The sequence below is a fragment of the Arthrobacter sp. BGA-UO-ETr-C19 genome, from assembly GCF_059568005.1.
In genome coordinates this window covers 887346-914050 of the sequence record NZ_JCAQPC010000024.1, presented here as the reverse complement: position 1 = coordinate 914050, position 26705 = coordinate 887346, and the positions used below count along the sequence as shown (strand labels likewise).

Annotated in this window: 18 protein-coding genes; 5 read left to right on the top strand and 13 right to left on the bottom strand. The window is 65.8% G+C overall.

Going from position 1 to position 26705, the window contains the following annotated elements; translation table 11 throughout:
* Nucleotides 1–105 precede the first annotated feature (105 nt).
* Complete coding sequence (locus tag AC57BR_RS23120; RefSeq protein ID WP_496364822.1) at nt 106–4269, top strand: FtsK/SpoIIIE domain-containing protein; 4164 nt, start codon at nt 106–108, stop codon at nt 4267–4269.
* Here AC57BR_RS23120 and AC57BR_RS23115 read toward each other — a convergent pair.
* On the bottom strand, nt 4266–4763 hold the full coding sequence (locus AC57BR_RS23115; RefSeq protein WP_496364820.1) for a hypothetical protein: 498 nt from the start codon (nt 4761–4763) through the stop codon (nt 4266–4268). The genes AC57BR_RS23120 and AC57BR_RS23115 overlap by 4 nt on opposite strands.
* A gap of 233 nt (nt 4764–4996) precedes the next feature.
* On the opposite strand from AC57BR_RS23115, the gene AC57BR_RS23110 reads away from it, so the two are divergent.
* Complete coding sequence (locus AC57BR_RS23110; RefSeq protein ID WP_003804966.1) at nt 4997–5245, top strand: WhiB family transcriptional regulator; 249 nt, start codon at nt 4997–4999, stop codon at nt 5243–5245.
* Between the two features lie 110 nt (nt 5246–5355).
* On the opposite strand, the gene AC57BR_RS23105 is transcribed toward AC57BR_RS23110, so the two are convergent.
* Genes AC57BR_RS23105 through AC57BR_RS23090 form a run of 4 tightly spaced genes read right to left on the bottom strand, consistent with a single transcriptional unit; the run spans nt 5356 to nt 13742 of the window.
* Nucleotides 5356–6825 (bottom strand): sensor histidine kinase, encoded by a 1470-nt coding sequence (locus tag AC57BR_RS23105; protein ID WP_496364816.1) that lies wholly within the window; start codon nt 6823–6825, stop codon nt 5356–5358.
* 35 nt (nt 6826–6860) lie between these two features.
* Nucleotides 6861–11714: an NAD-glutamate dehydrogenase gene (locus AC57BR_RS23100; protein WP_496365213.1), complete on the bottom strand. Its 4854-nt coding sequence runs from the start codon at nt 11712–11714 to the stop codon at nt 6861–6863.
* A 58-nt stretch (nt 11715–11772) separates the two neighbouring features.
* On the bottom strand, nt 11773–13101 hold the full coding sequence (locus tag AC57BR_RS23095; RefSeq protein ID WP_496364814.1) for a CpaE/TadZ family protein: 1329 nt from the start codon (nt 13099–13101) through the stop codon (nt 11773–11775).
* Nucleotides 13098–13742 carry a hypothetical protein gene (locus AC57BR_RS23090; protein ID WP_496364812.1) on the bottom strand — a complete coding sequence of 215 codons (645 nt, stop codon included), beginning with the start codon at nt 13740–13742 and terminating at the stop codon, nt 13098–13100. Before AC57BR_RS23090 ends, AC57BR_RS23095 begins: the two co-directional genes overlap by 4 nt.
* A 152-nt stretch (nt 13743–13894) precedes the next feature.
* Here AC57BR_RS23090 and AC57BR_RS23085 point away from each other — a divergent pair, with 152 nt between their 5' ends.
* Nucleotides 13895–14110, top strand: coding sequence for a helix-turn-helix domain-containing protein (locus tag AC57BR_RS23085; protein ID WP_043419585.1), 216 nt, complete (start codon nt 13895–13897; stop codon nt 14108–14110).
* A 63-nt stretch (nt 14111–14173) separates the two neighbouring features.
* Here the strand turns inward: AC57BR_RS23085 and AC57BR_RS23080 are convergent, their stop codons facing one another.
* The gene (locus tag AC57BR_RS23080) at nt 14174–14743 is read right to left on the bottom strand and encodes a hypothetical protein (RefSeq protein ID WP_496364810.1); all 570 of its coding nucleotides are present in this window, start codon (nt 14741–14743) and stop codon (nt 14174–14176) included.
* A 158-nt stretch (nt 14744–14901) separates the two neighbouring features.
* Here AC57BR_RS23080 and AC57BR_RS23075 point away from each other — a divergent pair, with 158 nt between their 5' ends.
* On the top strand, nt 14902–15705 hold the full coding sequence (locus AC57BR_RS23075) for a LysM peptidoglycan-binding domain-containing protein (RefSeq protein WP_496364808.1): 804 nt from the start codon (nt 14902–14904) through the stop codon (nt 15703–15705).
* Nucleotides 15706–15794: 89 nt separating this feature from the next.
* A complete protein-coding gene (locus AC57BR_RS23070) occupies nt 15795–16238 on the top strand; it encodes an Rv3235 family protein (protein ID WP_496364806.1) in 444 nt (147 codons plus the stop codon).
* A gap of 60 nt (nt 16239–16298) precedes the next feature.
* Here AC57BR_RS23070 and secA read toward each other — a convergent pair whose 3' ends face one another.
* The 7 genes from secA to mtrA all read right to left on the bottom strand — a co-directional run bounded on the left by secA (nt 16299) and on the right by mtrA (nt 26665).
* Complete coding sequence (secA, locus tag AC57BR_RS23065) at nt 16299–19031, bottom strand: preprotein translocase subunit SecA (RefSeq protein ID WP_496364804.1); 2733 nt, start codon at nt 19029–19031, stop codon at nt 16299–16301.
* Nucleotides 19032–19116: 85 nt separating this feature from the next.
* Complete coding sequence (locus AC57BR_RS23060; protein ID WP_496364802.1) at nt 19117–20331, bottom strand: winged helix-turn-helix domain-containing protein; 1215 nt, start codon at nt 20329–20331, stop codon at nt 19117–19119.
* A 29-nt stretch (nt 20332–20360) separates the two neighbouring features.
* Entirely contained in the window at nt 20361–21086 is a 726-nt protein-coding gene (hpf, locus tag AC57BR_RS23055; protein ID WP_496364800.1) for a ribosome hibernation-promoting factor, HPF/YfiA family, read from the bottom strand.
* Nucleotides 21087–21265: 179 nt separating this feature from the next.
* A complete protein-coding gene (locus AC57BR_RS23050) occupies nt 21266–22216 on the bottom strand; it encodes a ComF family protein (RefSeq protein WP_496364798.1) in 951 nt (316 codons plus the stop codon).
* Nucleotides 22217–22318: 102 nt separating this feature from the next.
* The gene (locus AC57BR_RS23045; protein ID WP_496364796.1) at nt 22319–24037 is read right to left on the bottom strand and encodes an LpqB family beta-propeller domain-containing protein; all 1719 of its coding nucleotides are present in this window, start codon (nt 24035–24037) and stop codon (nt 22319–22321) included.
* Nucleotides 24034–25833 (bottom strand): MtrAB system histidine kinase MtrB, encoded by a 1800-nt coding sequence (gene mtrB, locus AC57BR_RS23040; RefSeq protein WP_496365212.1) that lies wholly within the window; start codon nt 25831–25833, stop codon nt 24034–24036. The genes AC57BR_RS23045 and mtrB overlap by 4 nt, the downstream gene beginning before the upstream one ends.
* A 157-nt stretch (nt 25834–25990) precedes the next feature.
* Nucleotides 25991–26665: an MtrAB system response regulator MtrA gene (gene mtrA / locus AC57BR_RS23035; RefSeq protein WP_003804986.1), complete on the bottom strand. Its 675-nt coding sequence runs from the start codon at nt 26663–26665 to the stop codon at nt 25991–25993.
* Between the last annotated feature and the right edge of the window lie 40 nt (nt 26666–26705).

The window sequence follows — 26705 nt, the reverse complement described above, 5'->3', positions numbered from 1 at the left end:
GAAGAAGCGTGCGGGGTTTTCCACATGGACAAATTCACCGCAGCCATTCCGGCCGCGCCGACACTAGCGTGGTGCCCAGCTTTTCCCGAAGAACGGAGGTCGCCGGTGCAGCTGCAATGCACTCTGGTCCGTGCCCCCGGCGCCGTTTCCGCCGGGTCCGGTTCCCCGGCCGGGCCGATCGAGCTGACGGTGGCGGCCCCGGACGGCTGCCCGGGCACAGACCTGGAGGCAGAGCTTTCGCGCCGTTTCCAGACCCGCTGGCTGACTGTAGCCGGCCTGCCGCTCCGAGGGCTGACCCTCGGCAGGGCGCCCCTGGTCAACGGGGCCGTCCTGGTGGACGGCCACTCCGAAGGCCCTGGTTCGGGGCCGGGACCTGCCGGCGGACTTCCCGCCGCCGTGCTCCTGGCGGTGGACAGCGGCCCCGCCGCAGGTTCTGTCCTTCCGCTGCGCCGGGGAAGCTACCGGATCGGGCGGACCAACGCCGAGCTGACCGTTCCGGATGCCGATCTTTCCCGCGAGCACGCCAGAATTGAGGTTTCGGATACAGCCCTGACCCTTGTGGATCTTGGCAGCATCAACGGAACCGAGGTCGACGGCAAACGGGTGTCAAAAACGTCCGTCGCGATCGGTTCCCGCATCCGCTGCGGCAATTCCCTCATGTCAGTTGTGCTGGCTGCGCCGTCGGACGCACGGGACGCTGACCTAAGGTCTGCCGGCAGCCCCGTGGCGGAGCCGCTGACCGTGGCACGCCCGGCCGCGCTGGCGGGCCGGTCCGTGCTGGTTCTCGGGGCCGTTCTCCCTGTGATCATGGGTGTGGGACTGGCGCTGGTGACGGGGTCGTGGGTGTTTCTGGCCTTCACGGCGGTATCGGCAGTGACTCTCCTGGTGCCCGTGTTCTCGGGTGCCCGGCAGCGGCGTGAACTCAGATCGGCAGTCGCGGCTGCGGCTGCGCAGGATCTGGATCGACGACGCCGGTCCGCACCGTCCGCTGCTGACCTTGCCCTGGGCGTTGAGGTTGGCGGAGCGGGCCCTGCCGACACCGGAGGGAAGAGCGAACGGGATCCGTCGGAGTACGCGGAAGATCCGGTGCCGATGCCTGTGCCCGGCGTCTGGCTCAGACTCGGCCTGGCTGATCAGCTGGCCAACATACGCCTGGAGCCGGACCAGCCGGGCTTCAAACCCCCTCGGCTCGGGGCGGTGCCGCTGCTCCTTGATCCGGGCCTCGCGGTCGTTTCGGTCCGGGGGCCGGAATCAGAGGTTCACGGGCTGGCCCACTCGTTCCTCATGCAGCTCACCGCGTACCCGTTGGCCAGGGGTACCCGGATCGCGATTCACGGACCGGTTTCCGTCCTGCCGCTCGCAGCGCGATTCCTGCCAGGCGTCTCACTCCACTCAAGCGTCCCTGACGCCACGGCGGCCCTGACGGACACGTCCGGCGGGAAGGGCGTGTCCCGTATCCTGCTGCTGTTCGGCGGCTCAGCAGACGGCATCCCCGAAGACGGCCTCATCGCAACCGCCCGGGGGCTGGGCTGGCGGGTGGTCCATTTCCCGGGCCGGGGACACCAGCCAGCGGAAGCCGATATCGAGCTCGGCGAGCGCGGGGCAATGCTTCGGGTGGGCGATTCATGTCACCGCTTCGTTGCAGACCTCGTGCCGCCCGGCGTTTTCGAGCGCTACTGCAGGGCGTACCGGCAGTCCCTCCCTGACGTGTCGGCCGGCGGCCAATCCGTGCCTGCACGCTGCGGGCTTGGCGATCTCCTTGACCAGTCAGCCGCCGCTACGGCTAGGCGCTGGGCGGCAGGCAGGCTGACGCCAGGACTCGCCATCCCCCTTGGCCGCGCAGCCCGGGGCGTACGCGTCCTCGATCTTGAGGCAGATGGCCCGCACGTCCTTGTTGCGGGCACCACAGGTTCCGGGAAATCGGAGTTGCTTCGCACCATTACCGCAGGGCTCGCTCTGTGCTATCCACCGGACCGCGTCAATGTCCTCTTCTTTGACTTCAAGGGCGGGTCGGGACTCAGTCCGCTGACTGACATCCCGCACTGCGTCGGCATGCTGACGGACCTTGCCGGCAGCCAGCTGGAGCGCACGATTGTGTCGCTGCGGGCAGAAGTCCGCAGGCGTGAGCAGCTGCTGGCCGCCGCCAATGCCCCGGATCTGGCCGCCTATCGCCTGTCCCCGGCCGGCGGGCCGCCGCTCCCGCAGCTGATCATCATCATTGATGAGTTCCGAATGCTCGTCGAGGACGCTCCTGAGACCCTGACCGAGCTGATGAGGGTTGCGGCCATTGGCCGGTCGCTGGGCATCCACCTGATCATGGCGACGCAGCGCCCGCAGGGAGCTCTCACGGCGGACATCCGGGCGAACGTCACAACGAGCATTGCCCTGCGTGTGCAGTCCGCGAACGAATCAGCCGATGTGATCGGCACCAAGGCGGCCTCGGCAATACCCGTCAACCGGCCGGGCCGCGCCTACCTGGCCAGGGGCGCCGAGGCTGCCGAGGAGTTCCAGTCGGCGTCAGTTGCCGCCACCGATGACGACTCCGCCTCCTGCCGGGTCAGGGTGCTGGAGACCACCGTGGCGCTCGCAATGCCGCCTTCCGTCAAGGGCATCATCCCTCCGCCGGAATCCCCGTCGGACGGTGCCAGGCCGGTGGTGGAGCTGGCTGCCTCCCTGTGGGCCGCGATGGACGGTGCCGCGGTCCGCCGTCCGGTGGCTCCGCCGTTGCCGGACGTGCTGGCCAGTCCCGCTGACGTGGCCGCACTCACCGCAGATGGCACAGTCCCGGGAACGGCCGGCGACTGGGCTGTCTGGCTGGGCCTGCTGGACCTGCCCGAGGAGCAGCGGCTTGCCGCGCTCACCTGGCGGCCGGGAGCCGATGGGCATCTGGCCCTGATCGGTGCGGGATGCGGTGATGCCGCCCACGCCATGTCAACAGCAATGCAGCAGCTCCTGTCCCATCCCACGGAATGCCACCTCTATGTCCTCGATGCGGACGGGACAATGCCAGGCCTGGCAGGCGCGCACCGCACCGGATCTTTTGTCAACCTCCACGACCTCCGCCGCGGTGTGCGCGTCCTGGAGCGTCTGGCGGCTGAAATGTCCCAGCGGCTCAGCCGGCTCCCGGCAGCCTCCGGTCCGCCGCTGGTGCTGGTCATTTCAGGCTGGGGCTCCTGGCTGTCGGCCCTGCGCTCCGGCCCGCTGACCCGCGCCGAAGACCATGTCCAGGACATCGTCCGGGACGGCCGCCCGGCCGGCATCACTGTCGTGATCTCCGGCGACCGTGAACTCGTGACGTCGCGCTTCTTCCCAGCCATTCCTAACCGCGTCTATTGCCCGCGGGGAGCCAGCGCCGAGAGCAGGCTGGCCTGGCCCAAGATGCCCCACCTTCCTCCGGTTCCGGGCCGCGCCGTCGCATCCGGCGCCTTCTCGGCCGGGCGCCAGGCGGTCTGTCAGCTCTACGCCCCGCGAACTGGACGTGCCGGCCGCGGAAGGGTCATGGCTCCCGGTGCAGCCATGCAGGGGCCGGTGCGGTTCAAGCCCTTCCGCGTGGATCCCCTTCCGGCGCAGCTCTCTGCTGCAGACGTACTGTCCCGCATGCCCGGAACCGAACCAGAACCAGCCATCCGGGCGTCAGACGCCCGCGCTGCACACGCACCTGTGCACGGATCAGATTCCGAAGCAGCTATGTCGGTGCGTGCAGCCGCCCGGCGCCTGGTCGTCGGCATGGGCGGGGACGAACCCGCCCCTGCCGGCGTGCGCCTGCCAAGAGGGGCTGTCCTTGCAGTGCTGGGCAGCGCCGGTTCGGGCAAGTCATCGTTCCTGGCATCCCTGCCAGCGCTCAACCCGCTGGTGTCCGGGTGGTTGCACCCCGGCCGGGAGCCCAGTCCGGCCGACTTTTGGTCAGATGCGCACCGCGATGCGGTGGAGGGACGCCTGCCGAGGGACGCCGTACTCCTTGTCGACGATGCCGACATGCTGCCTGCCACCTCCCACCAGCACCTGGTGGAGCTAAACACCCGCGGCTGGGCGGTAATTTTTTCAGCCGCGTTCAGCCAGTCACTGATGCAGCGTGTCCCGCTGGCGCTGGCAGCCCGCAGTGGCGGCAGGGGCATCCTCATTGCGCCCCGCAGTCCCCTTGACGGCGACATCTTTGGACTGCGGATTGAGCTGGATTCCCATCCCCCGCCGGGACGAGCCCTGCTCGTGGCGGACGGCACCGCAATGGCTGTTCAGCTGGCGGTGGCCGAAGATGTCAGGAGGCTCTAGAGTGCCGGCGGATCGGAAGCCGCGCGGGAGGCAAAGTGAATGACGCGTTTGTCGAACAGCAGGACGATGGCGGTGGCCGCCGGGATCAGCATCGCGGCGCCGGCCACCGGGAGTCCGCCAGTGAGTGTGGGGAAGCCAATGGTCAGCACGAACAGCTGAGCCACCAGTGCACCTGCCCGCGGCCAGCGGAAGCCCCGGAACAGGAACACGGCAACGGCAAACAGCCACGATGCAAAGGCCAGCAGGAGGCCAAGCGTGAAAACGGCACCCCAAAAGGACATCACAGGCGCCCCGCTGGCCAGCTGGAATCCGTACCAGGCTGCCGCAGCCAGCAGAGCCGTGGCCTCGGAGGCCACAATCCCGGAGATCACGGCGACGGCACGGGGACGGACGGGGCTCGAAGGCCTTGTTCCGGCTGAGCCCCGGTCCTCCGGCAATCCACTGGCTCCGGCGTCAGAGAGCGGTCCGGACGGGTCTTTTGGGGGTCTTGACACACTGGCACACTACCCGACATAGTCGACACACGGCTGGGTAGCCCGCCGATGTGATGCATCGCTCACGTTTCTTGGGGATTTCGTGGCCCACTACCCCTTGTTTACACAGCGTTAACATGAAACGCTTGATCCAGATGACCAAGGGGGCCCCGCAGGGCCCCTTTCCTATGTAAGCCCTAGTGAATATTTTCACAAAGGGTATTGACTTCCCAGGAATGGAGTGACTGATCAGCATGGATTGGCGTAACCGCGCGGCCTGCCTCGACAAGGACCCGGAGCTGTTTTTCCCCGTGGGCAACACTGGCCCGGCGCTTTTGCAGATCGAAGAAGCCAAGAGCGTCTGCCGCCGGTGCCCGGTCGTTGACACCTGCCTGCAGTGGGCGCTGGAGTCCGGACAGGATGCCGGCGTGTGGGGCGGCATGAGCGAGGACGAGCGCCGTGCACTGAAGCGCCGGGCCGCCAGGGCCCGCCGCGCTTCCTGACCCGGCACCAAAGTCTAGGCCGACAAGGCAATAGACCCACAGCAGTAAACGCAGCAGAGCCAAAGGCGACGGCCGCGGACCATTGGTCAGCGGCCGTCGCCTTTTTTGTATTAGCGGTTTGCCAGGCTCAGCACAATCTGCACCGCAGTGCCGCCGCCCTCGCGGGGCTGCCACTGGATGGTGCCTCCGAGTTCGCTCGTGACCAGCGTCCGGACAATCTGAAGCCCGAGGCCCTCCACATGCGGCGTCTCCGGCAGGCCAACGCCGTCGTCCGCCACGGTGACGGTGAGCAGTTCCTCGTCGTCGTCGCCTGCCGAGCGGTCGGCAAGCAGCCACACCGTGCCCGTACGTCCCTCCAGCCCGTGCTCAACAGCGTTGGTGACGAGCTCGTTGATCACCAGTGCCAGCGGCGTCGCGAAGTCGCTGGGAAGCTCACCGAACAACCCTGACCGCTGCGTCCGCACCTGTTGCGACGGTGAAGCCACTTCTGCGGAAAGCCGGAACTGGCGTCCGATGAGTTCATCAAAGTTAACACTCTGCGTCAGCCCCTGCGAGAGCGTCTCGTGCACGAGGGCAATTGTTGCCACGCGGCGCATGGCCTGTTCCAGCCCCTGCTTTGCCTCGTCGCTGACCATTCGGCGGGACTGCATGCGCAGCAGCGCGGCAACAGTCTGCAGATTGTTCTTGACCCGGTGGTGGATTTCACGGATGGTGGCATCCTTCGTGACCAGCTCCATCTCGCGGCGCCGCAGTTCGGACACGTCACGGCAGAGGACCAGTGCACCGAAGCGCTGCTGCTCGTCCCGGAGCGGGATGGCGCGCAGCGACAGACTTACGCCGCGGGACTCAATCTCACTGCGCCACGGCATCCGCCCGGTGACAACGAGCGGCAGCGTCTCGTCCACCATGCGGCGGTCCTTCAGCAGGCCGGCCGTGACCTCGGCCAGCGAGCGCCCCTCAAGTGATTCGCCGTCGCCGAGGCGCCGGAACGCCGAGACCCCGTTCGGGCTCGCGTACTGCACGATCCCCTCGGCGTCCAGGCGGATTAAGCCGTCGCCAACGCGCGGGGCGCCGCGGCGGGAGCCAGTAGGCGAAGCGAAGTCCGGCCAGAGCCCCAGTGTGCCCATGCGCAGCAGGTCATAGGCACACTGGCGGTAGGTCAGCTCCAGCCTGGACGGCATCCGTGAGCTGGAAAGATCCATGTGGGAGGTGACCACGGCCAGCGTCCGGCCGTTCCTGACCATCGGAACGGCTTCAACCCGCAGTGCCATGTCGCTGCTCCAGTTCGTCTCACTGGAACGCTCGATAGTTCGGCTCTCCCACGCCTTGTCCACCAGCGGCTGCAGATCCGACCGGATGCCCTCCCCGACGAAGTCCGCGTGGAACACCGTATGTGTCGTGGAGGGCCTGACGTGTGCCAGGGCAACGTAGCCGTGCTCCGGATGGGGGAACCACAGGGCCAGGTCGGCAAACGCGAGATCGGCCACCATCTGCCAGTCGCCCACCAGAAGGTGCAGCCACTCGGCATCCCCCGGCCCGAAATCAGCGTGCTCCCTGATGGGGTCCGTAAAGATTGCCACTGCACCTCCAGTTTTTCGACGGCGGGACCGGTGTCCTAGCGTCGGACGATTGACCTCAAGAGCCTCAATGCTACCGAGAGCGAGGCCATGTCGTCCGCTTCGAGGGCGTTGACCTCATCGAACATGCTCTTCGCGCGCCCCAAATGTTCCGCATTCAGCTGCTCCCAGGCCCTGAGCCTGTCCTCCGCCGGCAACCCCTCGTCGGTCGAGTCCAGGACCGCCGTCGTCATGTCTGAGACAGTCGAGTAGAGGTCATCGCGCAGCGCGGCGCGGGCCAGGGCCTGCCAGCGGTCCTTCCTCGGCAGGGAGCTGATCCGTTCCAGGAGGGAGTCCACGTGGAACCGGTTGAACACGGTGTAGTAGACGTGGGCGATGTCTTCCACCGGTTCCTTGCGGCTGTGCGCGATTTTCGCGATGTCCAGCAACACGAAGCTCTCGAACAGCTCGGCCCACCGGTGGCCCAGGTCCTCGGGAAGGCCCCACGACCGCGCCTTCTCAAGCCAGGAGGCAACCCGCTCGCGGTCGTCGCCGCGCAGGTAGTCCAGCAGCCGGGCCCGCATGGGTTCCATCGGCGGCTGGAACTCGGCGACGATGTCGGCGATGGGCCGTGACGCGCTGCCCTGGGCCAGGACCCAGCGCACCGAACGGTCCAGCAGCCGCCGGATATCGAGGTGGACGGTGCTCCAGTGCTCGGTGGGGAACGATGCGGGCAGGTCGTTCAGTTCGGACACCATGACGTCAAGTTCGTAGATTTCCCGCAACGCTACGAACGCCTTGGCCACAGCCACCTCGCTCGCAGAGGTCTCTTCCATGGTCCGGAAGGCAAAGGTGATGCCGCCAAGGTTGATCATGTCGTTGGCCACGACCGTTGCGATGATTTCCCGGCGCAGCGGATGGGTGTCCAGATCGGCGTCGAATTTCTCCCGGAGCTGCACCGGGAAATACTGCCGAAGCGTCTCACGGAACCAGGGGTCATCAGCCAGGTCGCTGTCGCGCAGGGCCGTCGCCAGTTCGATCTTGGCGTAGGCGGCCAGCACGGACAGTTCGGGTGACGTGAGGCCCTGCCCCTGTTCCAGCCGTTCACGCAGGACAGCGGTGGAGGGCAGCGCCTCCAAGTCGCGGTTCAAGTCCGCCGTCTTCTCCAGCCAGTCCATCAGCCGCTCGTAGCTCGGGCTCCATTCCGCGACTTTCTGGCGGTCGTTCAGGAGCAGGATGTTCTGGTCGATGTTGTCTTCCAGGACCAGCCGCCCCACTTCGTCGGTCATGGCCGCAAGGAAGTCCGAGCGCTCGGCGGCGTCGAACTTGCCGGCTGCCACCATCCGGTCCACGAAGATCTTGATGTTGACCTCGTGGTCGGAGCAGTCGACGCCGGCGGAGTTGTCGATGGCATCGGTGTTCAGGATGACCCCCTGCAGCGCCGCCTCGATCCGGCCCCGCTGTGTCATGCCGAGGTTTCCGCCCTCCCCGACCACCTTGACGCGGAGGTCGCGGCCGTCCACCCGGATGGCGTCGTTGGACTTGTCGCCCACCATGGCGTGCGTCTCGGAACTGGCCTTCACGTAGGTTCCGATGCCGCCGTTGTAAAGCAGGTCGGCGGGTGCGAGCAGGATGGCGCGCAGGAGTTCGGGCGGGCTGAGCTGCGTCGTGTCCTCGGGCAGGCCCAATGCGGACCTGACCTGGGCCGAGACCGGGATCGACTTGGCCTGCCGGGGGTAGACCCCGCCGCCTTCACTGATCAGGCGCTTGTCGTAGTCATCCCAGGACGACCGGGGCAGCTCAAACAGCCGCTGCCGCTCCCTGTAGGAGGTTGCCTCGTCCGGGTTCGGATCGAGGAAAATGTGCCGGTGGTCGAACGCGGCGAGCAGCCGGATGTGCTTGGACAGGAGCATGCCGTTGCCGAAGACGTCCCCGGACATGTCGCCGACGCCGACCACGGTGAAGGGCTCGGACTGGGTGTCCAGGTCCAGCTCGCTGAAGTGCCGCTTGACCGATTCCCAGGCACCCCGGGCGGTGATGCCCATGGCCTTGTGGTCGTATCCCACCGAACCGCCCGAGGCGAAGGCGTCGCCCAGCCAGAATCCGTAGTCCGCGGCCAATCCGTTGGCAATGTCAGAGAAGGATGCCGTGCCCTTGTCCGCGGCGACCACCAGGTAGGAGTCGTCGCCGTCGTGCCGTACAACGTCCGACGGCGGGACGAGCCGTTCGCCGTCGGCTTCCGTAACGAGGTTGTCCGTGATGTCCAGCAGTCCGCGGATAAACGTCTTGTAGCTTTCGATGCCCTCCGCCATCCAGGCCGACCTGTCCTTGGCGGGATCCGGCAGCCGCTTGGCGAAGAATCCGCCTTTTGCCCCGGTAGGAACGATCACGGCATTCTTGACCGTTTGCGCCTTGACCAGACCCAGGATCTCCGTGCGGAAGTCTTCCCGCCGGTCCGACCAGCGGAGCCCGCCGCGGGCCACCTTGCCGAAGCGCAGGTGGACGCCCTCGACCCGGGGAGAGTAGACCCAGATTTCGAACATGGGCCGTGGGAAGGGCAGCCCTTCGATGGCTGAGGGGTTGAGCTTGAAGCTCAGGTGCGGCTTGTCCTGGTAGAAGTTGGTGCGCAGCGTTGATTCGATCAGGTTCGTGAACGTCCGGAGCACGCGGTCCGCATCCAGCGTCGCCACCGCTTCGATCGACGACGACAGCTCGGCGCGGACTTTTTCCTGCCGTTCGATCCGCTCCAGCTCGGTCAGGGCCGGATCGAAGCGTGCCTCAAACAGGGCACTGAGGCCGCGGGTGACGTCAGGGTTGCTCAGCAGCGTGTCCGCCATGAATTCGAAGGAGTTGGTGTTTCCCATTTGCCGCATGTACTTCGCGTAGGCCCGCAGCACAATGATCTGCCGCCACGTCATGCCCTCGCGAAGCACCAGCCGGTCAAAACTGTCGGATTCGACGGCACCGGAAACGGCCGCGCCGAAGGAATCCGCCAGCAGCCGGCCCGTGGACACCGGGTCCACGCCGGCGGGGTACTTCAGTCCGAGGTCGTACAGGAAGAAGTCCCGGCGGTCGGCGGTCTCGATCTCGAACGGCCGCTCGTCCAGCACCTCCAGCCCCAGGTTGTGGAAGTAGGGAAGGATCTGGCTCAGGCTCTTCGGCTCCAGCATGTACAGCTTGACCCTGGCGTCCTCCTCAAGGGTGGCGCCGGCGCCTTCGGGAAGATAGACATGGACTCCGGGCCGTTCCTGCCGGGCGCCAATGAGGCGTTCGGCTTCGGCCCCGTACTGTTCAAACCGGGCGATGTCCTCGAGGGCATCCTCGATTTCGTAGTCCACGCGGTAGGTCGCGGGGAAGGCCTCGGCCCAAATGGCTGCCAGTTCATTGGCCCCGTTGTCGGCGCTCCGCTCTCGGAGTACCTCGGCGATCCCTTCACTCCAGGACCGTGCGGCACGGACGAGCCGCTTTTCCAACGCATCGGTGTTGACGTGGCTGACGTCCGCGCCCTTGGGCAGGCGGATTCGGAAGAACAGCCGGGCGAGCGCCGATTCCGTCATCCTCGCCTCATAGTCAATGGACTCGGCGTGGAACGTCTCGCGGAGTTCCTGCTCGATCCTCAGCCTGACATTGGTGGTGTACCGGTCGCGAGGGAGGTAGACGACGGCGGACATGAACCGCCCGTAGATATCCGGCCGGAGGAAGAGCCGGGTCCGGCGCCGTTCCTGCAGCCGCTGGATTCCCGTTGCCGTTGCGGCAAGGTCAGGAATTTCGATCTGGAAGAGCTCGTCACGGGGGTATGTTTCCAGGATGCCCAGCAGGTCCTTCCCGGAATGCGAATCCGGCGGAAAACCCGCGCCGCGCAGCACAGCCTCGACCTTTTCCCGGACAATCGGAATATTGCGCACGGAATCGGTGTAGGCGCTGGTGGCAAACAGTCCGATGAAACGCTGTTCACCGTTGACGTTTCCGGCAGCATCAAAGCTCTTCACGCCGACGTAGTCCAGGTACGCAGGCCGGTGCACCGTTGACCGGGAATTCGCCTTGGTGATGACCAGCGCACGCTTTTCACGGGCCTTGCGCCTGCCCGCATCGGTGAGATGCTGCACCTGATGGGTATCGTGGTGCGCCCGCAGCAGACCCAGGCCGCTGTCCTCGCGCAACTCCAGGACATCCTCGCCCCCTTCGTTGACCAGGTCATATTCCCGGTAGCCGAGGAACGTGAAGTTGCCCTCGTCCAGCCAGCGAAGCAAATCCTGGGCCTGGCGCAGCTCTGCGATTTGGGTGGGATGCGCTACCTTATCCAGGTCCTGGGCGATCTGCAGTGCCTTGTTGCGCATTTTCGGCCAGTCTTCGACTGCGGCCCTGACGTCTCCGAGGACCCGCTCCAGCCCTTCCTGCAGCTGCTCAGCGGCTTCGTCACTGGCGCGGCCGATCTCGACGGCAATCCAGGACTCCATGTGGGACGCGTTGTCGCCGTGGGCAATCAGGTGGGACAGGACTGGCAGCGCCGCGGTGTCGCCGCTGGAAATGCCGATGCTGGACGGGACCCTGTCCACCTTGACGAGTTCGTTGGTTTTGCGGTTGCGTGTGACCACGAACATGGGGTGCTGCACGAGGTGGATGGCCGAATTCTGCCGCACCAGTTCGGCGTTGACTGAATCCACCAGGAAAGGCATGTCGTCGGTGACGATGTAGACAACGCTGCGGTCGCCCTCAGGAACGATGGAGATGTTGGCGCTGCCCGGCCGGCGTTCAAAACCCACTGCGCGGTGGGTTTCGGCCCGGGCCATCAACAGCTCGTGCGGGTAAGCACGTGCGTCCTCCTCCGCCAGATGCTCGTAGTAGTCCGCAAAGAAGCCTTCCTCGGCTCCGATTGAACGGGACTGATCCTCCACGCTGGACCCAGACGACATCGACACACGCCTCCATCACACAGTTTGCGGCTGCTTCCTTGCAGCCCTCACCGTGAGCCTAGTCCGTCAGCCTGCGCCTTGCTGTGGATGAGAATACAGAGGATCTGCGTTTTTGCTGGACAGATGCACAAACCAATTCGGCGATCGCCGACCGAAGCCGGGATTCCGGGGCCGATTCCAGCAATAACGACCCTGACAGCAGCGCGGCATCCGTTGCGCCCGGGTCCCACGGGAGGAAGGCCCTGATGCCCGCCGACGGGCCGAACCGCTCCCACGCCTCGCGGAGCTGGCGTTCCGGAGAACGGCCCACAGCCGAGGCCCGCACCTTGTTGAGCACCACCTCGGGGCTAACCCCCGGCAGTGATGCTTCGAGTTCCGCCAGACCCCTGACCAGGCGGGGAACACCAATGGGATCCGCCGAGCCAACGGCGATCACGGTCTCGGCCAGCTCAAGGCTCCTGAGAGTTGCGGCGTTGCGCCGCGGTGCCATGGTGTCGAAGCTCAGCTCCTCGTCGGCCTCAAGGCAAAAGCCGGCGTCGACCACGATGACGTCCGCGACTTCCCGTGCCCGGTCCAGAACAAGCGCCAGCGCGGGCGCGCGCAGCTCGGTCCAGCGGTCGGCCCGGGTTATGCCGGTCAGAACCCGGAAAGTTCCTGCCGTGGCAGTAACCGGTACGGCAACTCGGAGCAGTGCTTCCCGATCCAGGAGGCCCTGGTCGGCCAGCCGGCACGCTTGTGCCAGGCCCGCCGCTTCGTCGAGGAGCCCGAGGACGCCGGCAACGCTGGCCCCATAGCTGTCGGCGTCGACCAGCAGGACAGACTTGCCTTGCGCGGCCAGCTCCCCTGCGATGTTGACGGCAACCAGGGTTCTGCCGGGTGCACCGGACGGCCCCCACACCGCCAGGAGCCTGCCTGTTCCGGCAACTGCCGGCTGCGGTTCAGCGTCGACAGCCTCCGGACGCAGGGCTGCGCCCGCATCCGCGAAACCCGTGCTGTAACCGGGTCCGGCGCCAGGGTTCAGTCCTGACGAAACCGAACCCGCATGCCTGCTGACGGCCTCGGCAATACTCTCCGCCAGCGCTGTGGACTCAACGGTGGAGGGCGCCGCAGTGACTCCGATGCCGCGAAGCCTCAACCGCTCCTCGGGGCTGTCTGTCAGCGCAATGATGACTACGCCCACGGCGGCGAGCCTGTCCACCAGCGAGGCAGTCAGGTCCGGACTTCCCTCGGCAACAACGGCCGCCCGGGCCAGCCCGCTTTGGCAAGCGGCCAGCAGTTCTGCGAGCTCCGCGCAGCGCCGGACCACTGTGACAGGACCGTGCAGCCGCTCCAGTCCGCCAACCAGGTCTTCCTGCGACTCGCCGACGATGACAACCGGGATGCTCACTTGGCGGCCCCGCCGGGATTCCACACCACGGAGATTTTGGCCTCGTTTGCCTGCGCGCCAAGGAGCGAGGCCATCTGCCCGTCCCCCACCAGGACCATCAGGACCGTGGATTTCGAAGCACCCAGGGCGCTGGATCCTTCAGAGACCTCCGCGATTTCCGCGCCCGGGAGCAGCAGCTTGGGCTCCGCAAATCCGTTCCGGGCGTCAGGCAGGGAGACCCAGACGTCGACCCGGGTGCCTGCCACCGCCTGCTCAGGCAGGGCCTCCTGAACCGTGACGGCCACGGGCTTTCGGTCCAGAGCGTCGACACTGCCCAGGCTTTCACGGGGAACCAACTGGTCCTTGGCGATCCGCTGGACGGCCACCTGGCCTTCGGGAATACCTGACTCGGCCGTGACATAGTGCGCTTCGACGTCGCCCAGGCGCACCTTGACCCGGCTGATGTTTTCCGGCGTGAGTTTCTGGCCGACGGCAATTGACTCACGGGCGGCAAATACCTCTGTGGTGCGGTCCGCGCCGCCGACGAGAGCAACGACTCCGACGACTGAGGCGAGGACAAGGAGGACACCCACCAGAAGCCTCGGGTCCTTCCAGGAAGGCTTCTTCAGCCGGGCTCCGGTGGCCGCCGTGCTTGCACTCATGCGTACTGCTCCCCCTTGACGCGCGGGCGCTTCAATCGCGCCGGTCATGATCATTGTTACGGCATGCCTGCTCATTCGGAAGGGATTCAGGCAAACAACATCAAACTGTGGATAACGGCATCATCCGCGCCCAACGGTGGCACAATTGGACTATGCCCCGATTTCTAACGCTTGCAGATGTAGCCGAGCAGCTTCAGATCAATGCGCCGGCCGCGTATGCCCTCGTCCGAAGCGGCGAACTGAAGGCAATCCAGGTGGGTGGCCGCGGCCAGTGGCGTGTCGAGGAGAAGATGCTTGAGCAGTACATCGAAGAGCGTTATGCCGAGGCAAGCCGCATGATTCAAGAAGCCAAGTCCAAGTCCGTTTGAGCACGGGGGCCGTTTGAGCGCGGGCGGCTTCCGGGCCGGACCGTGGATTCCCTGCCCGGGCCGTCAGAGTTCCCCGCCGCGCCTTGAGCGCAGGGCACCCAGCGCCTGAAACGGGACCGTCGCCACATCGGCAACCCGCCCGGCCCTGCGCGCTTCGCCGGGCAGTGTCATAGCGAGGTCAAAGAAGTCCCGCCCCACCCTGTCAATCACGCCCGGGAGCTGAACATCCGGTGACCGGCCTGCCAGCAGGACGGTGAGTTCAGCCCTGTCCCGCGCCAGACCCCGCAGCGCGCTGGCCAGGCCGAGTTTCCGGCGCACGGGGGATGCCTCGCCCACCGCGAACCGGCCGAGTCCGGTGTAGTGGCCGACGGCGGCATACGGAATCAGCACCTGGTGTGCCGCCTCGTCAAGGACCAGGCTTTCGGACCCCGCATGGCTGAGCGTGCCGGCAAAGACGGGTCCCCGACTCAGATGAATGCCAACGTGGCGGCCCAGGGATCCTCGCAGTCTGTCATCGAGCGCGATGGCAGCCGTGTCTGCCCGGGAGCGCTCGGCAATCTCGGACTCCAGGCACAGGACCCCGGCCTCGGCAAGCTGCAGCTCAAGATCCTGAAAAAGAGCATTCCATCGCATGGCGACAGCGTAGGCGCGCCAACGAGGGCGGTCAATTAATCCACAAACTTTTCTATCTCCATAGACAACAGCCATAAATCTGCTGCAAACTGACTCCATCAGGACCAAACACATCAAACTCGATCAAACCGCATCAAACGTATTCGTTGGGGGAAGTCATGGCGGAAGAGGTTCAGCGCCCGGTCAGGGCAGAAGCGGCGCTGGCCGTTGTCGTCCTGGCGCTCGGAGTCTTTCTGGCCTTCATCGGGGCCGGGATCGTCGATCATTGGAGGCGGTCCGCTGCACGTCAGCAGGCTTTGCTCTTCGACGACCTGCTTGGCCTGATGGCCCTCGCTGCCGGGCTCACAGTCATCGCCTGGTGGCTGCTGTCCCTGGCGACGGCCTTTGCGTCGGCACTCCTGGAACGGACCGGGCACAATGCCGCCGCCCGCGTCACGGGACGGTTCACCCCTGTTTTCATGCGCAGGCTGGCGATGGCCGCGGTGGGCCTGCAGCTTCTCGGCGCACCGCTCGCCCATGCGGATGCCATGCCTGCTGCGGCCCCTTCCTCGAGCAACGGATCGTCCCTGTCCGCGGCATGGGCGCCCTTGGCTGAGCGGCGGGAGCTACCTGCCGGCCATTCCGCGGACTCCGGCGTCATTGAAGGATCCGGCGTCCCCGCAGGACCCGTCGCGGAGGGCAGCGAACTCCAGCCTCAGTGGAAGCCGCGCGTTCCGGTGGTGGAACCTGGCCTCATCACCTCATTGCCCGCCAGGGCTACGGCTGAGCCGGACCGCCGCGAGCTACCCGTCCGGGCCGGCGACTCGCTGTGGACTATTGCCGCGCGCGAACTGGGGCCAGGTGCTTCCGAGGTGGAAATAGCGGCCCGCTGGCCGCTCTGGTACCAGGCCAACCGGAATGTCATCGGAACCGATCCCGACGTCCTTCTCCCGGGCCAACTCCTCAGCCCACCGCCGCCGTAGCGGCTCCGGCGTGCTTTCCTTCCGCGCCACCGACCCCGCGGCCGCCCCCTCGCGGCCTTCCCAAGCCAGCCTCTACCGAAGGACCGATCATGACTGCAGTAACTCCAATACGGCGTGCAGGAAGCGCTGTTCCTGGGCTCCTCCCGGCCGCGCCGGCCCGCACGGTAGCTCCCGGCCCCGGGGACGAGGCACGCGAAATATGCGCCATCACCAGGGCTACCGTCCAGGCCGCCATTGAGGTCCTGGCGGGAACGAGGCCCATCCACCAGCTGGCGCGGCGGCTGGACCAGCGCTGCCTCACAGTTCTCCAGCACCGGGCGGCCCTCACCCGGCGGGTGGCTGCCCGGGCTCCCCGGAAGATGGGGCTGCTCCACCGCAACGCATCAGTCCGCTCGGTCCGCGCCTGCGGGGTGACGCCTGACGTTTATGAGGCCAGCGCGGTGGTGATTGATGAACTGCGGGTCCGGGCAGTCGCCGTCCGGCTGGAACGCAGTAAAAACGTCTGGCGCGTGACCGCCCTGGAGATTGGCTGACGCGAAAGCAAGGAAGGGACCGGAGCACGTGCTCCGGTCCCTTCCTGTCATATCCGCTGGCTAGCGCTTTTTCTTCTTCCCGTCACGCCGCTCCTGGGAAGCGGCCTTGGCAGGGTTGCCCGAGCGGCCTGCAGCGCGGCCCTCGATCCGGGTCTCGGCTCCGCCGTCTTCCCGGGGTGCGGTGTACTGGAGCTGGGCGGGCTTCTCCGGCGCCTCAAGGCCGGCGGCACGGATCTGCGGCTCGTGGTGTTCGGTGTGGCCTCCGGCGGCATCGGCAACCACGACGTCCTCGGCCGGGGTGACTTCCACTTCGAGGTTGTAGAGGAAGCCAACGCTCTCCTCACGGATGGCCTCCATCATGGACTGGAACATCGTGAAACCTTCACGCTGGTACTCCACCAGCGGATCACGCTGGGCCATCGCACGCAGGCCGATGCCCTCCTTGAGATAGTCCATCTCGTACAGGTGCTCCTGCCACTTCCGCCCGATGACGGAGAGCACAACACGCCGCTCGAGTTCACGCATGCTCTCGGAGCCGATCGCCTCCTCGCGTGCCTGGTACACCAGCTTTGCATCAGACATGATTTCTTCCCTCAGGAACTCCACGGTGATGCGCGACTTGCCGCCGGCCTCGTCGATGACATCGTGCGGCGTCACGGTGACGGGGTAGAGCGTCTTGAGGTTGGTCCAAAGCTGGTCGAAGTCCCAGTCGTCGCCATTTCCTTCGGCGGTCGCTTCGTCGATCAGTGCGTTGATGGTGTCTTCCAGGAAGAACTGCACCTTTTCGTGGAGGTCGTCGCCTTCCAGGATCCGGCGGCGGTCGCCGTAGATGGCTTCGCGCTGGCGGTTGAGGACGTCGTCGTACTTCAGGACGTTCTTGCGCTGCTCGGCGTTCCGGCCCTCGACCTGTCCCTGGGCCGAGGCAATGGCGCGCGAGACCAGCTTGGATTCCAGCGCCACGTCGTCGGGTACGGAACTGTTCATCAGCCGCTCCGCCGCGCCGGAGTTGAACAGGCGCATCAGGTCGTCGGTCAGGGAAAGGTAGAAGCGGGATTCACCGGGGTCGCCCTGACGGCCCGAGCGGCCGCGGAGCTGGTTGTCGATGCGGCGGGATTCGTGGCGCTCAGTTCCCAGCACATACAGTCCGCCCAAGCCCAGCACTTCCTCGTGCTCGTCCTTGACGGCCTTCTTCGCGGCCTCCAGCGCCCCGGCCCAGGCGGCCTCGTACTCGTCCGAGTTTTCCTCCGGGTCAAGTCCCCGCTGTGCCAGTTCGGCGATGGCGGTGAACTCGGCGTTGCCGCCCAGCATGATGTCCGTGCCGCGGCCAGCCATGTTGGTGGCGACGGTGACCGCTCCCTTGCGTCCGGCCTGGGCCACGATGGCGGCTTCACGGGCGTGGTTCTTGGCATTGAGAACCTCGTGCCGGATCCCTTCCTTCGCCAGCAGGCGGGAGAGGTACTCGCTCTTTTCGACGCTCGTGGTGCCCACGAGGACCGGCTGGCCCTCCGCGTGGCGTTCGGCGATGTCCCGGACCACGGCCTCAAACTTCACGACCTCGTTTTTGTACACCAGGTCGGACTGGTCGATCCGCTGCATGTCGCGGTTCGTGGGGATGGCCACCACCCCGAGCTTGTAGGTGCTCATGAATTCGGCGGCTTCGGTCTCGGCCGTGCCCGTCATGCCGGAGAGCTTCTCGTACATGCGGAAGTAGTTCTGCAGCGTCACCGTGGCGAGGGTCTGGTTTTCAGCCTTGATCTCGACGCCCTCTTTGGCTTCGATCGCCTGGTGCATGCCTTCGTTGTAACGGCGGCCGGCCAGAATACGGCCGGTGTGCTCGTCAACGATCAGGACCTCGCCGTCGAGGATGACGTAGTCCTTGTCCCGCTTGAACAGTTCCTTGGCCTTGATGGCGTTGTTGAGGAAGCCGATCAGGGGCGTGTTGGCGGATTCGTAGAGGTTCTGGATGCCGAGGTAGTCCTCAACCTTTTCGATGCCGCTTTCGAGTACGCCGACGGTGCGCTTCTTCTCGTCGACTTCGTAGTCCTTCTCCGGCTGCAGGCGCAGGACAACCTTGGCAAACTCGCTGTACCAGCGGTTGGTGTCACCCTGGGCCGGGCCGGAAATGATCAGCGGCGTACGGGCCTCGTCGATGAGGATCGAGTCGACTTCATCGACGATCGCAAAGTTGTGGCCGCGCTGCACCAGTTCGGACTTGTCCCAGGCCATGTTGTCGCGGAGGTAGTCGAAACCGAATTCGTTGTTGGTGCCGTAGGTGATGTCGGCAGAATACTGCTCGCGTCGGACAGACGGGTCCTGGTTGGCAAGGATGCAGCCGCTGGTGAGACCCAGGAAGCGGTAGACGCGGCCCATAAGCTCAGACTGGTATTCGGCCAGGTAGTCGTTCACGGTGACAACGTGCACGCCATTTCCGGTGAGGGCATTGAGGTAGGCCGGAGCAGTGGCCACCAGAGTCTTGCCTTCACCGGTCTTCATTTCGGCGATGTTGCCCAGGTGCAGGGCGGCACCACCCATCAGCTGGACATCGAAGTGCCGCATGCCCAGTGTTCGCGAGGACGCCTCACGCACGGCGGCGAAGGCTTCCGGCAGCAGGTCGTCGAGCTTCTCGCCATCCTGGTGGCGCGCACGGAGCCGGTCTGTTTCTTCGCGCAGTTCCGCATCCGTAAAGGTTTGGAACGAGTCTTCAAGGGCGTTAATGGAATCAGCATAGTTCCGCAGTTGCCTCAGGAGCTTTTTGTCACCTGTGCGGAGAATTTTTTCGATTAGTGATGCCACGTGAAGTTGCTCCCAGTCTCATGCTGCCGAATTCTGGCGTGATTTAGTCTACGGGAGAGACGCATGGCACGTTGCCCCTGTTCCCTCACAGCGGATAGCCGTTGACGGCGGCCGCGACTGCCGGAGCAAGATCCCCCACCGGCAGGACGGCTACGCCGTCCAGTCCCAGCCAGCGTGCCATCAGCTCCAGCTCGGCGGCGAGTTCGACGGCGGTGTCTGCCGGAGCGTCCGGCTCGCTGAAGCACGCCTTGGCAAGCAACAGGCCCGCGGCCCGGTCTGACTTAAGGTCCACCCTGGCCACAATGCGGTCGCGGAGCAGGAACGGAAGCACATAGTAGCCAAAGCGCCGCTTGGCCACCGGGGTGTAAATCTCGATGCGGTAATGAAATCCGAAAAGCTCTTCGAGCCGGCGCCGTTCAAACACCAGCGAATCGAACGGGCTGAGCAGCGCCCTGCCGGCTGCCTGGCGCGGCAGCCGCGCCTGGGCGTGGCGGTACACCAACCGGTCCCAACCTGCCACTGTCACCGGCTCCAGGCGTCCAGCATCAACCAGGCGCTGAACCGAGGCCGCGGCCGCCTTAACCGGAGTCCTGAAATAGTCGGCGAAACACCGCACGGTCCCAATCCCGTGGGCCTGCGCCGCAGCATCGATGAGCCGGTCCATGGCGGCCGGGGGATCCGGTACTGCCTCGAGGTCATGCCCGGGCAAAACGTGGCGGGTCAGGGCATACTGCCGTTCGAACTGGTCCGTCCTTGACGCCGAGGAGACGACCCCCTCTTCAAAAAGGTGCTCCAGAACCCGTTTGACGGCGTTCCAGTTCCAGCCCCAGTTCACGTGCTTGCGGTCTTCGACATGCCCGAGCCTGGAGGTGAGTTCTGCGGCGGTCATGGGCCTGCCGTCGGCGAGCGCATCGAGGACCCGGCCGGTTACACCGGAGCGCAGCCCGGGGTCCATCCCTGCGGCCCCAACCCATTTCCGGTTCTGCCACACCACCAGGTCCAGGAAGTGTTCCGGGCGGATGTAGCTGGCTTCGTGGGCCCAGTACTCCAGCATTCGCCGCGGGTTCCTGCCTGCCATTTGCTGGAGGATGGAGCGGTCGTAGTCGCCGAGCCTGGAAAAGAACGGGAGGAAGTGGCTCCGGGCCAGAACGTTGACGGAATCGATCTGGACGAGTTGGATCCGGGCAAAGGTCCGGCCCACCGCCCGTGAGGTTACGGGGCCGGCGGGCCGTCCTTTGTCCAGTCCTTGGGCTGCCAGTGCGATCCGCCGGGCCTGCGAAAGGCTCAGCGATGCACCCATGTCAGCCCTTTCGTTGCCTGGGCTCCATCTTATGCAGTTGCGGCCGCATCGTCCGAGCGGTACGCAAGGATTTTCTCCTCATGCGTGTTCTCGCCTGGTTCGCAGTAGTGGTCCAGGGTGATAACCCCGTATGTCCAGCCGCGGCGACGGTACACGACCGACGGTGCATTCGTGGCCTTGTCCACGAAAAGGTAAAAGTCGTGACCGATAAGTTCCATGTTGTCCACGGCGTCGTCAAGGGTGAGGGACGCGGCCGGGAACACTTTGCGCCGAATCAGCACCGGCGAGTCGCCGGCGGGGATGTCGTTGTCGACGTCGTACGGCGATTTCTCAGCCGGCTCCGGAGCGGCCTGGGTGCTGTTGGTCGCTTCGACGTAGATCGGCTGGTTGGAGCTTGCGGGCTCCAGTGTTGCAGTTGCCTCGCGCACGGCCTTGGGCGTATGGCGCCCGTGGTGGACCTTCTTGCGGTCCTTGGCCCTGCGCAGCCGCTCAAGCAGCTTGTTGTAGGCGAGGTCGAACGCGGCGAACTTATCTGCGGCGCTTGCTTCGGCACGGATCACGGGGCCGCGGCCCAGGACTGTCACTTCAACCGTGAGCTGGTCACCGGTCTGCCGCGCATTTGTTTCCTTTGAAACCTTCGCGTCGACCCTCTGGACCTTGTCCCCAAGCGATTCGATCTTCGAGATCTTCTCGCCGGCATATTCGCGGAATCGGTCCGAGACCGTCAGATTTCGTCCGCTGATCATGAACTCCATGGTGCCCTCCAAATGACTTCGGTGACACGACGGCGGCACTTCCGGGGGACGATCTGATTGACAGTCGAGCCCCTTTCCGAGCCGCTATCGAAAGGTACAACTGATCTTGGTACCCATATCCGACGTTAGTTCATAGCAACAAGTTATTCATCCTTTCGGAGTTTATTTTTTTCTATGTCTCAGGGACGCCCCAGGGAGTCCCCAGGATGCCGCGACTGCGCCGGGGCCGCCGCCGCATCGGGGGCGCGGGTGGCGGCAAGGACCACGGCTCCGCACACAATTCCGCCCGCTTCGTGGATGGCCCGGGCGGCCTCCGCCAGGGTGGCGCCGGTAGTCAGGACGTCGTCGACGATGATGCACGGTCTCCCCCGCAGCGAGCGTCCGCGGGCGCCGCGCGCGGTTCGCATGGAACCGCGGACCCTTTGGGACCGCTCTCCCCTGCCAAGTCCCTTCTGCCCCCCGGACAGCCCAACCCCCTTCTGCCCTCCGGGCAAGCCAAGCCGCCCTCCGGGCAAGGCACCCCCGGCTCCGGGGTTCCGGACTTTGCGCAGCGCATCGGTGCATTCCACGTGCCGGCCGTAGAAGCTCCGCCGGACGCCGGCCAACAGCAGGTGAACGGGACTGAAACCGCGTTTCCGGTATGCGCTGCCGCTGGTTGGGACCGGAACGAGGACCACGCCGTCCGTTCCCGCATATGCTGCCGCAAGCGCGCCTGCGAGTACCTTCGACAGCACGCTTCGCAGCTGGGCCTGGCCGTGGCGCTTGAACGCCAGAATGGATTGTGAGAGCTCCTCGCGGTAGATGCCCGCTGCGACCACAGGCAGGATCACGGAGCCGTCGGTGTCCATGAGCGCGGGTGCCCCGGTTTCCGCCCGGAAGGGATGGCGGGTGAGCATCCGCAGCTTGCGCTCGCAGCCGGCACACAGTGCCAGGTCCTCCCTGCCGCAGCAGACGCATTCCACGGGCAGCGCCAGGGCCATGATGTCAGCCGTAGCCCCCGCCAGCAGGTCCCAGCCCTGCAGGAGGCGCCGCCGGTGCTCCCCGCGGTGGCGGGCGTGCCACAGCGGCTGGTCCAGGACATCGGGATCCGCCGATGTCCCCTGTCCGTCGCCTGTCCTGTGACTGCCCACGGTTCAAGGGTGCGGCGCGGGAGCCGGTGGCAAAAGGGCCGGCCGTCGCCATGTGGAAAATGCCGCACGCGGAAGGGAGCCGCACGCAGGAAAGACGAACGGTCAGCCCGGGAAGGACGGGTCCGAGGGTCCCCTCAGCTGCGCCGACCACCCGTTGCCGAGCCTCTGGAAGATGCCGTCCCTGGACTGGGCATAAATCTCCTCGGGACCGTTGCCGGCGCTGAGGGCAACCAGCCCAGGCCACGGTGCAAGCTTCTGCGGCTGGGCCGAGGTGAGGGACAGCAGTTCGGGAGTAACGTTCGCGGTGTCGTCACCCTTCATGACCACAGCTGTGGTGTCATTTACCCAGGCTCCCTGATCCGGGTTGCCGCTCGCCTGCAGCGTGATGGGCGCGGTCAGTTCCTTTGGCGTGCCGTCAGCACCCCGGATGATCCCCGTCACCTGCACCCGCGTAGTGCCGTTCTGTTCGGAGATGACCAGCGCCCGGACACCTTCCCGGGAAACCCGGAAGTCCTTAACAGTGCGGCCGGCCAGCCAGGACGGCGTCAGCGTTACGGAAGGCACCGCCGCACCCTGGGCTATTCCCGTGGGCCGGAAGGCGGTCAGCTCCGTGACGCCCTGGGCCCCCGGCCCCGCGGTCCACACCCAGTCGTGCAGGCTGAACGACGGATGTGTCAGCGTGCTGCGGGTGGTCAGGGCACGCGCGGGCTGGCCGGGAACCATCGAATACAGGGTGCTGCGGCTGCCGTTCAGGAACGCCACCGTCTGCGAGACGGGCGACTCGGCCGGCGAGCGCGGTTTCAGCGCCGCCACCGGCTGCATGTCGGGCAACGGTGACACCCTGTTGTTCTCGTACCGCACCAGCTCGTTGTTGCTGACGGCGATCTGGCGCGCGGGCACATTTCTGTTCTGGACCGGCGGCAGCACGGACCCGTTGTCCTCCACCCGGACGAGGTCCTGGTTGGCCCGCAACTCCACGTTAATGACGTCCGGCTGACTGCGGAACGTGAGGGCCAGCTGCGTCTGCATCCTGAGCCTGTCCTCGGTGGACGCATCGGTCAGCTCCTTGGCCGACAGGTCCACCTGGGCGGCGCCCGAAACGACAGGCACCGATTCCCTGGCAAGTTTCATGCCTGACGGGAACGCACTGACGACGGCGCCCTTAAGATACGGGGCAGGCCCGCCGAGCAGAGCGCTCGTCATGGATTTCACTGTCTTCTTCTTAATGAACCAACGGACATCCGGAACGGCATACGTGAAGCTGGGGTCGTAGAAATAGATCGGGTAAGCGCCGTAGATGACCTTGAAGGTCTCCTCGGGAATGGCGGTGCCGTCGGGGATCCTGGAGATGCGCCATTCGCCGTCAACCTGCACCAGGGTCACGGGAATGTTTTCCTTGGTTCCCGCCGGCATCTGGGTGGCCACGCCGTCGGAATCCACTGAGTACGCGACGTCCAGTTCGTAGTTGTAGACGCCCTCGACGCCGGTCTTCACCACGCGCCCGGAGCGGAACACCAGCGTCCGCTGGTCCGGCTTCCAGGCAACCGAGGAAGCCTGCGTCAGGTACTGCCGCGCCACGGCATAGTCGTCCTCGTACCCGCTGCCTGCCAGATAGAAGTCCTCAATGACCGCTTCGGGACTGGACCCGGTGCGTGGCGCGACGGGAAAGAACACCGGAGCGTTGGGATTTCCGGCGCTTTCGTCCGTGCTCCTTCCAACGGGGCCGGACCGCGGAATCTGGGCGCACGATGCCAGGAACAGCAGGATGACGGCCAGCAGCCCCGCAGCCAGTCCGCGGGCCGCCGGGCGCGCCCGGCTCACGAACGCTCCCCTGTGCGCGCTGCCTCCGGCGTGCCCGCCCCGGCAGCGGCAGCCGTGTCTCCTGCCGCGGAATCCTTCGGCACAGCGGTGGCGCCCGGTCCCAGGACGAGGACGCTGTGGTCGCCGGGGCTGCCCAGTCCCACGTCTGCAGGCTCAAGGGGCAGCGGCGACTTTCTGATGGTTCCTCCCTGTTTAAGCGGAAGCGTGAGCCGGAAGCTGGAGCCCGCGCCGGTGTTTCCCCAAGCCTGCAGCCAGCCGTTGTGCAGTTTGGTGTCTTCGGTGGCAATAGACAGTCCCAGCCCGCTGCCGCCCGTGGTGCGGGCGCGGGCGGGGTCGGCGCGCCAGAACCGATCGAACACCCGTGCCGCTTCGGCAGGACTCATGCCAATTCCGTGGTCCCTGACGGTGACGGCGACGGCGTCCGCATTGGAGGCGACGGAGATATTGACGGGCCGGCCTTCGCCGTGTTCGAGGGCGTTCAGAATCAGGTTCCGCAGAATCCGGTCGATGCGGCGGGAGTCCATTTCCACCACGACGCTGCCCTCCGGCGCATTCAGCAGCATCGTCGAGCCGTACTCTTCGGCGACGGGCGCCGCGCCCTCCATCACATGGGAGATGAGCTGGACGATGTCCGTCGCCTCGGCGTCGAGCATGGCGACCCCGGCGTCGAACCTGGAAATCTCCAGCAGGTCCGCCAGCAGCGACTGGAACCTCTCCACCTGGTTGTAGAGCAGCTCAGCCGACCTTTTGTTAATGGGGTCGAAGTCGTCGCGGGCGTCGTACAGCACCTCTGCGGCCATCCGGACAGTGGTCAGCGGGGTGCGGAGCTCGTGGGACACGTCGGAAACGAACCGCTGCTGCATCTGCGACAGCGTGGCCAGCTGCGTGATCTGCTCCTGCAGGCTCGCTGCCATGTGGTTGAACGACGCCCCGAGGCGTGCCACCTCGTCCTCCCCTTTGACCACCATGCGTTCCTGCAACTGGCCTGCTGCCAGCTTTTCTGACACCACGGCGGCGTGGCTGACGGGGCTCACGACGTTGCGTGTGACGTACCAGGCGATGGCGCCGATCATGAGGATCAGCGCAGCGCCGCCGGCCCACAGGACATTCTGGATTTCGTTGAGGGTCTGTTGCGCGGTGTTGAGGTCGTAGATCAGGTAGAGCTCATAAACAGTGCCGTTGAAAGTCACTTTGTTTCCCACAGCGATGCCTGGCCGGTCTTCGGTCCCCACCGGGAATTCCGTGGATGCCCAGAACTGTTCCTTGCCCGAATCCTGGACTGCTTTCCGGAGGTCCGGCGGGATGACGCTGATGGTCAATTGGTCGGATGCGCGCGACTCCACCCACCGGTTGCGGGGTTTGGTCTGCTCCGGCATCGCCTCAAACACGTAGCGGCGCTGGATCACCGAGCCCCGGCCCTCCACGGCGTTCAGGGTGTCGTAGACGAGGGTGATCACGCTGGACTGGTCGGTGACCTGGGCGCCGTCGAACGTGTCCTGCACCTGCTTGACGTTGTAACGGGTCTCGGACTCCGCCTGTGTCAGCCGTTCCTGGAACAGGTTGTTGGCGATCTGGTTGGACAGGTAAGCGCCGACGATCGCGAACGAACTGATGGACAGCAGCAGGGTGGTCAGGACGGTGCGGAACTGCAGCGACCGTCGCCACCGCCGCTGCAGGGAATGCAGCAGGTACCGGATGCCGGGAAAGATGCGGTCGACGCCGGTGCGCACCAGGCGGGCGACCCGCAGTACGACGATGAGGGCGCGGCGCCGCCAGAGCCGTGCTTGCGAAGGCAGCCGCGCGAGCCCGGCGCCGAAGGCGTCGGTGTGCTCCGGGACCGGGCGGGGACCGGGTTTACGTGAACTGTCCCGGGCATGCTCCGCCGCAGGAGCGCTACCGGGGGTTTCGGAACCGGATCCCACGGGCGCCCCGGGGGGATTCTGGCCCTGGGGTTCAGGACCCTGCTTTGTAGCCGACACCACGAACCGTCATTACAACTTCCGGGGCTTCCGGATCACGTTCAATCTTGGACCTCAGCCGCTGGACATGGACATTGACCAGCCGGGTGTCAGCCGCGTGGCGGTAACCCCAGACCTGCTCCAGGAGCAGCTCACGGGTGAAGACCTGCCAGGGCTTGCGCGCCAGGGCAACCAGGAGATCGAACTCAAGGGGGGTCAGCGAAATCCGCTCATCCCCGCGGCTCACGAGGTGGCCGGCGACGTCGATGGTGATGTCCGCGATGCGCAGCGTCTCGGGCGCCTTCTGGTCACCGGGGCGCAGGCGCGCCCGCACCCGGGCAACAAGCTCTGCCGGTTTGAAGGGCTTGGGCACATAGTCGTCGGCACCTGATTCAAGTCCCCTGACGACGTCGGAGGTGTCCGACTTGGCCGTGAGCATGACGATGGGCACGTCCGACTCGGAGCGGATCTGCCGGCACACCTCGATGCCGTCCGTTCCCGGCAGCATCAGGTCGAGGAGCACGAGATCCGGCTTTGACGAGCGAAAGACGTCCAGGGCCTGTCCGCCGTCCGCGCAGAAGACGGGCTCAAAGCCGTCGTTGCGCAGGACAATGCCGATCATTTCTGCGAGCGCCTCGTCATCATCAACCACCAGAATGCGTGCCTTCATAGTTATATATTCCCTTATTGCTGTTGCTTTGTCTTATTGA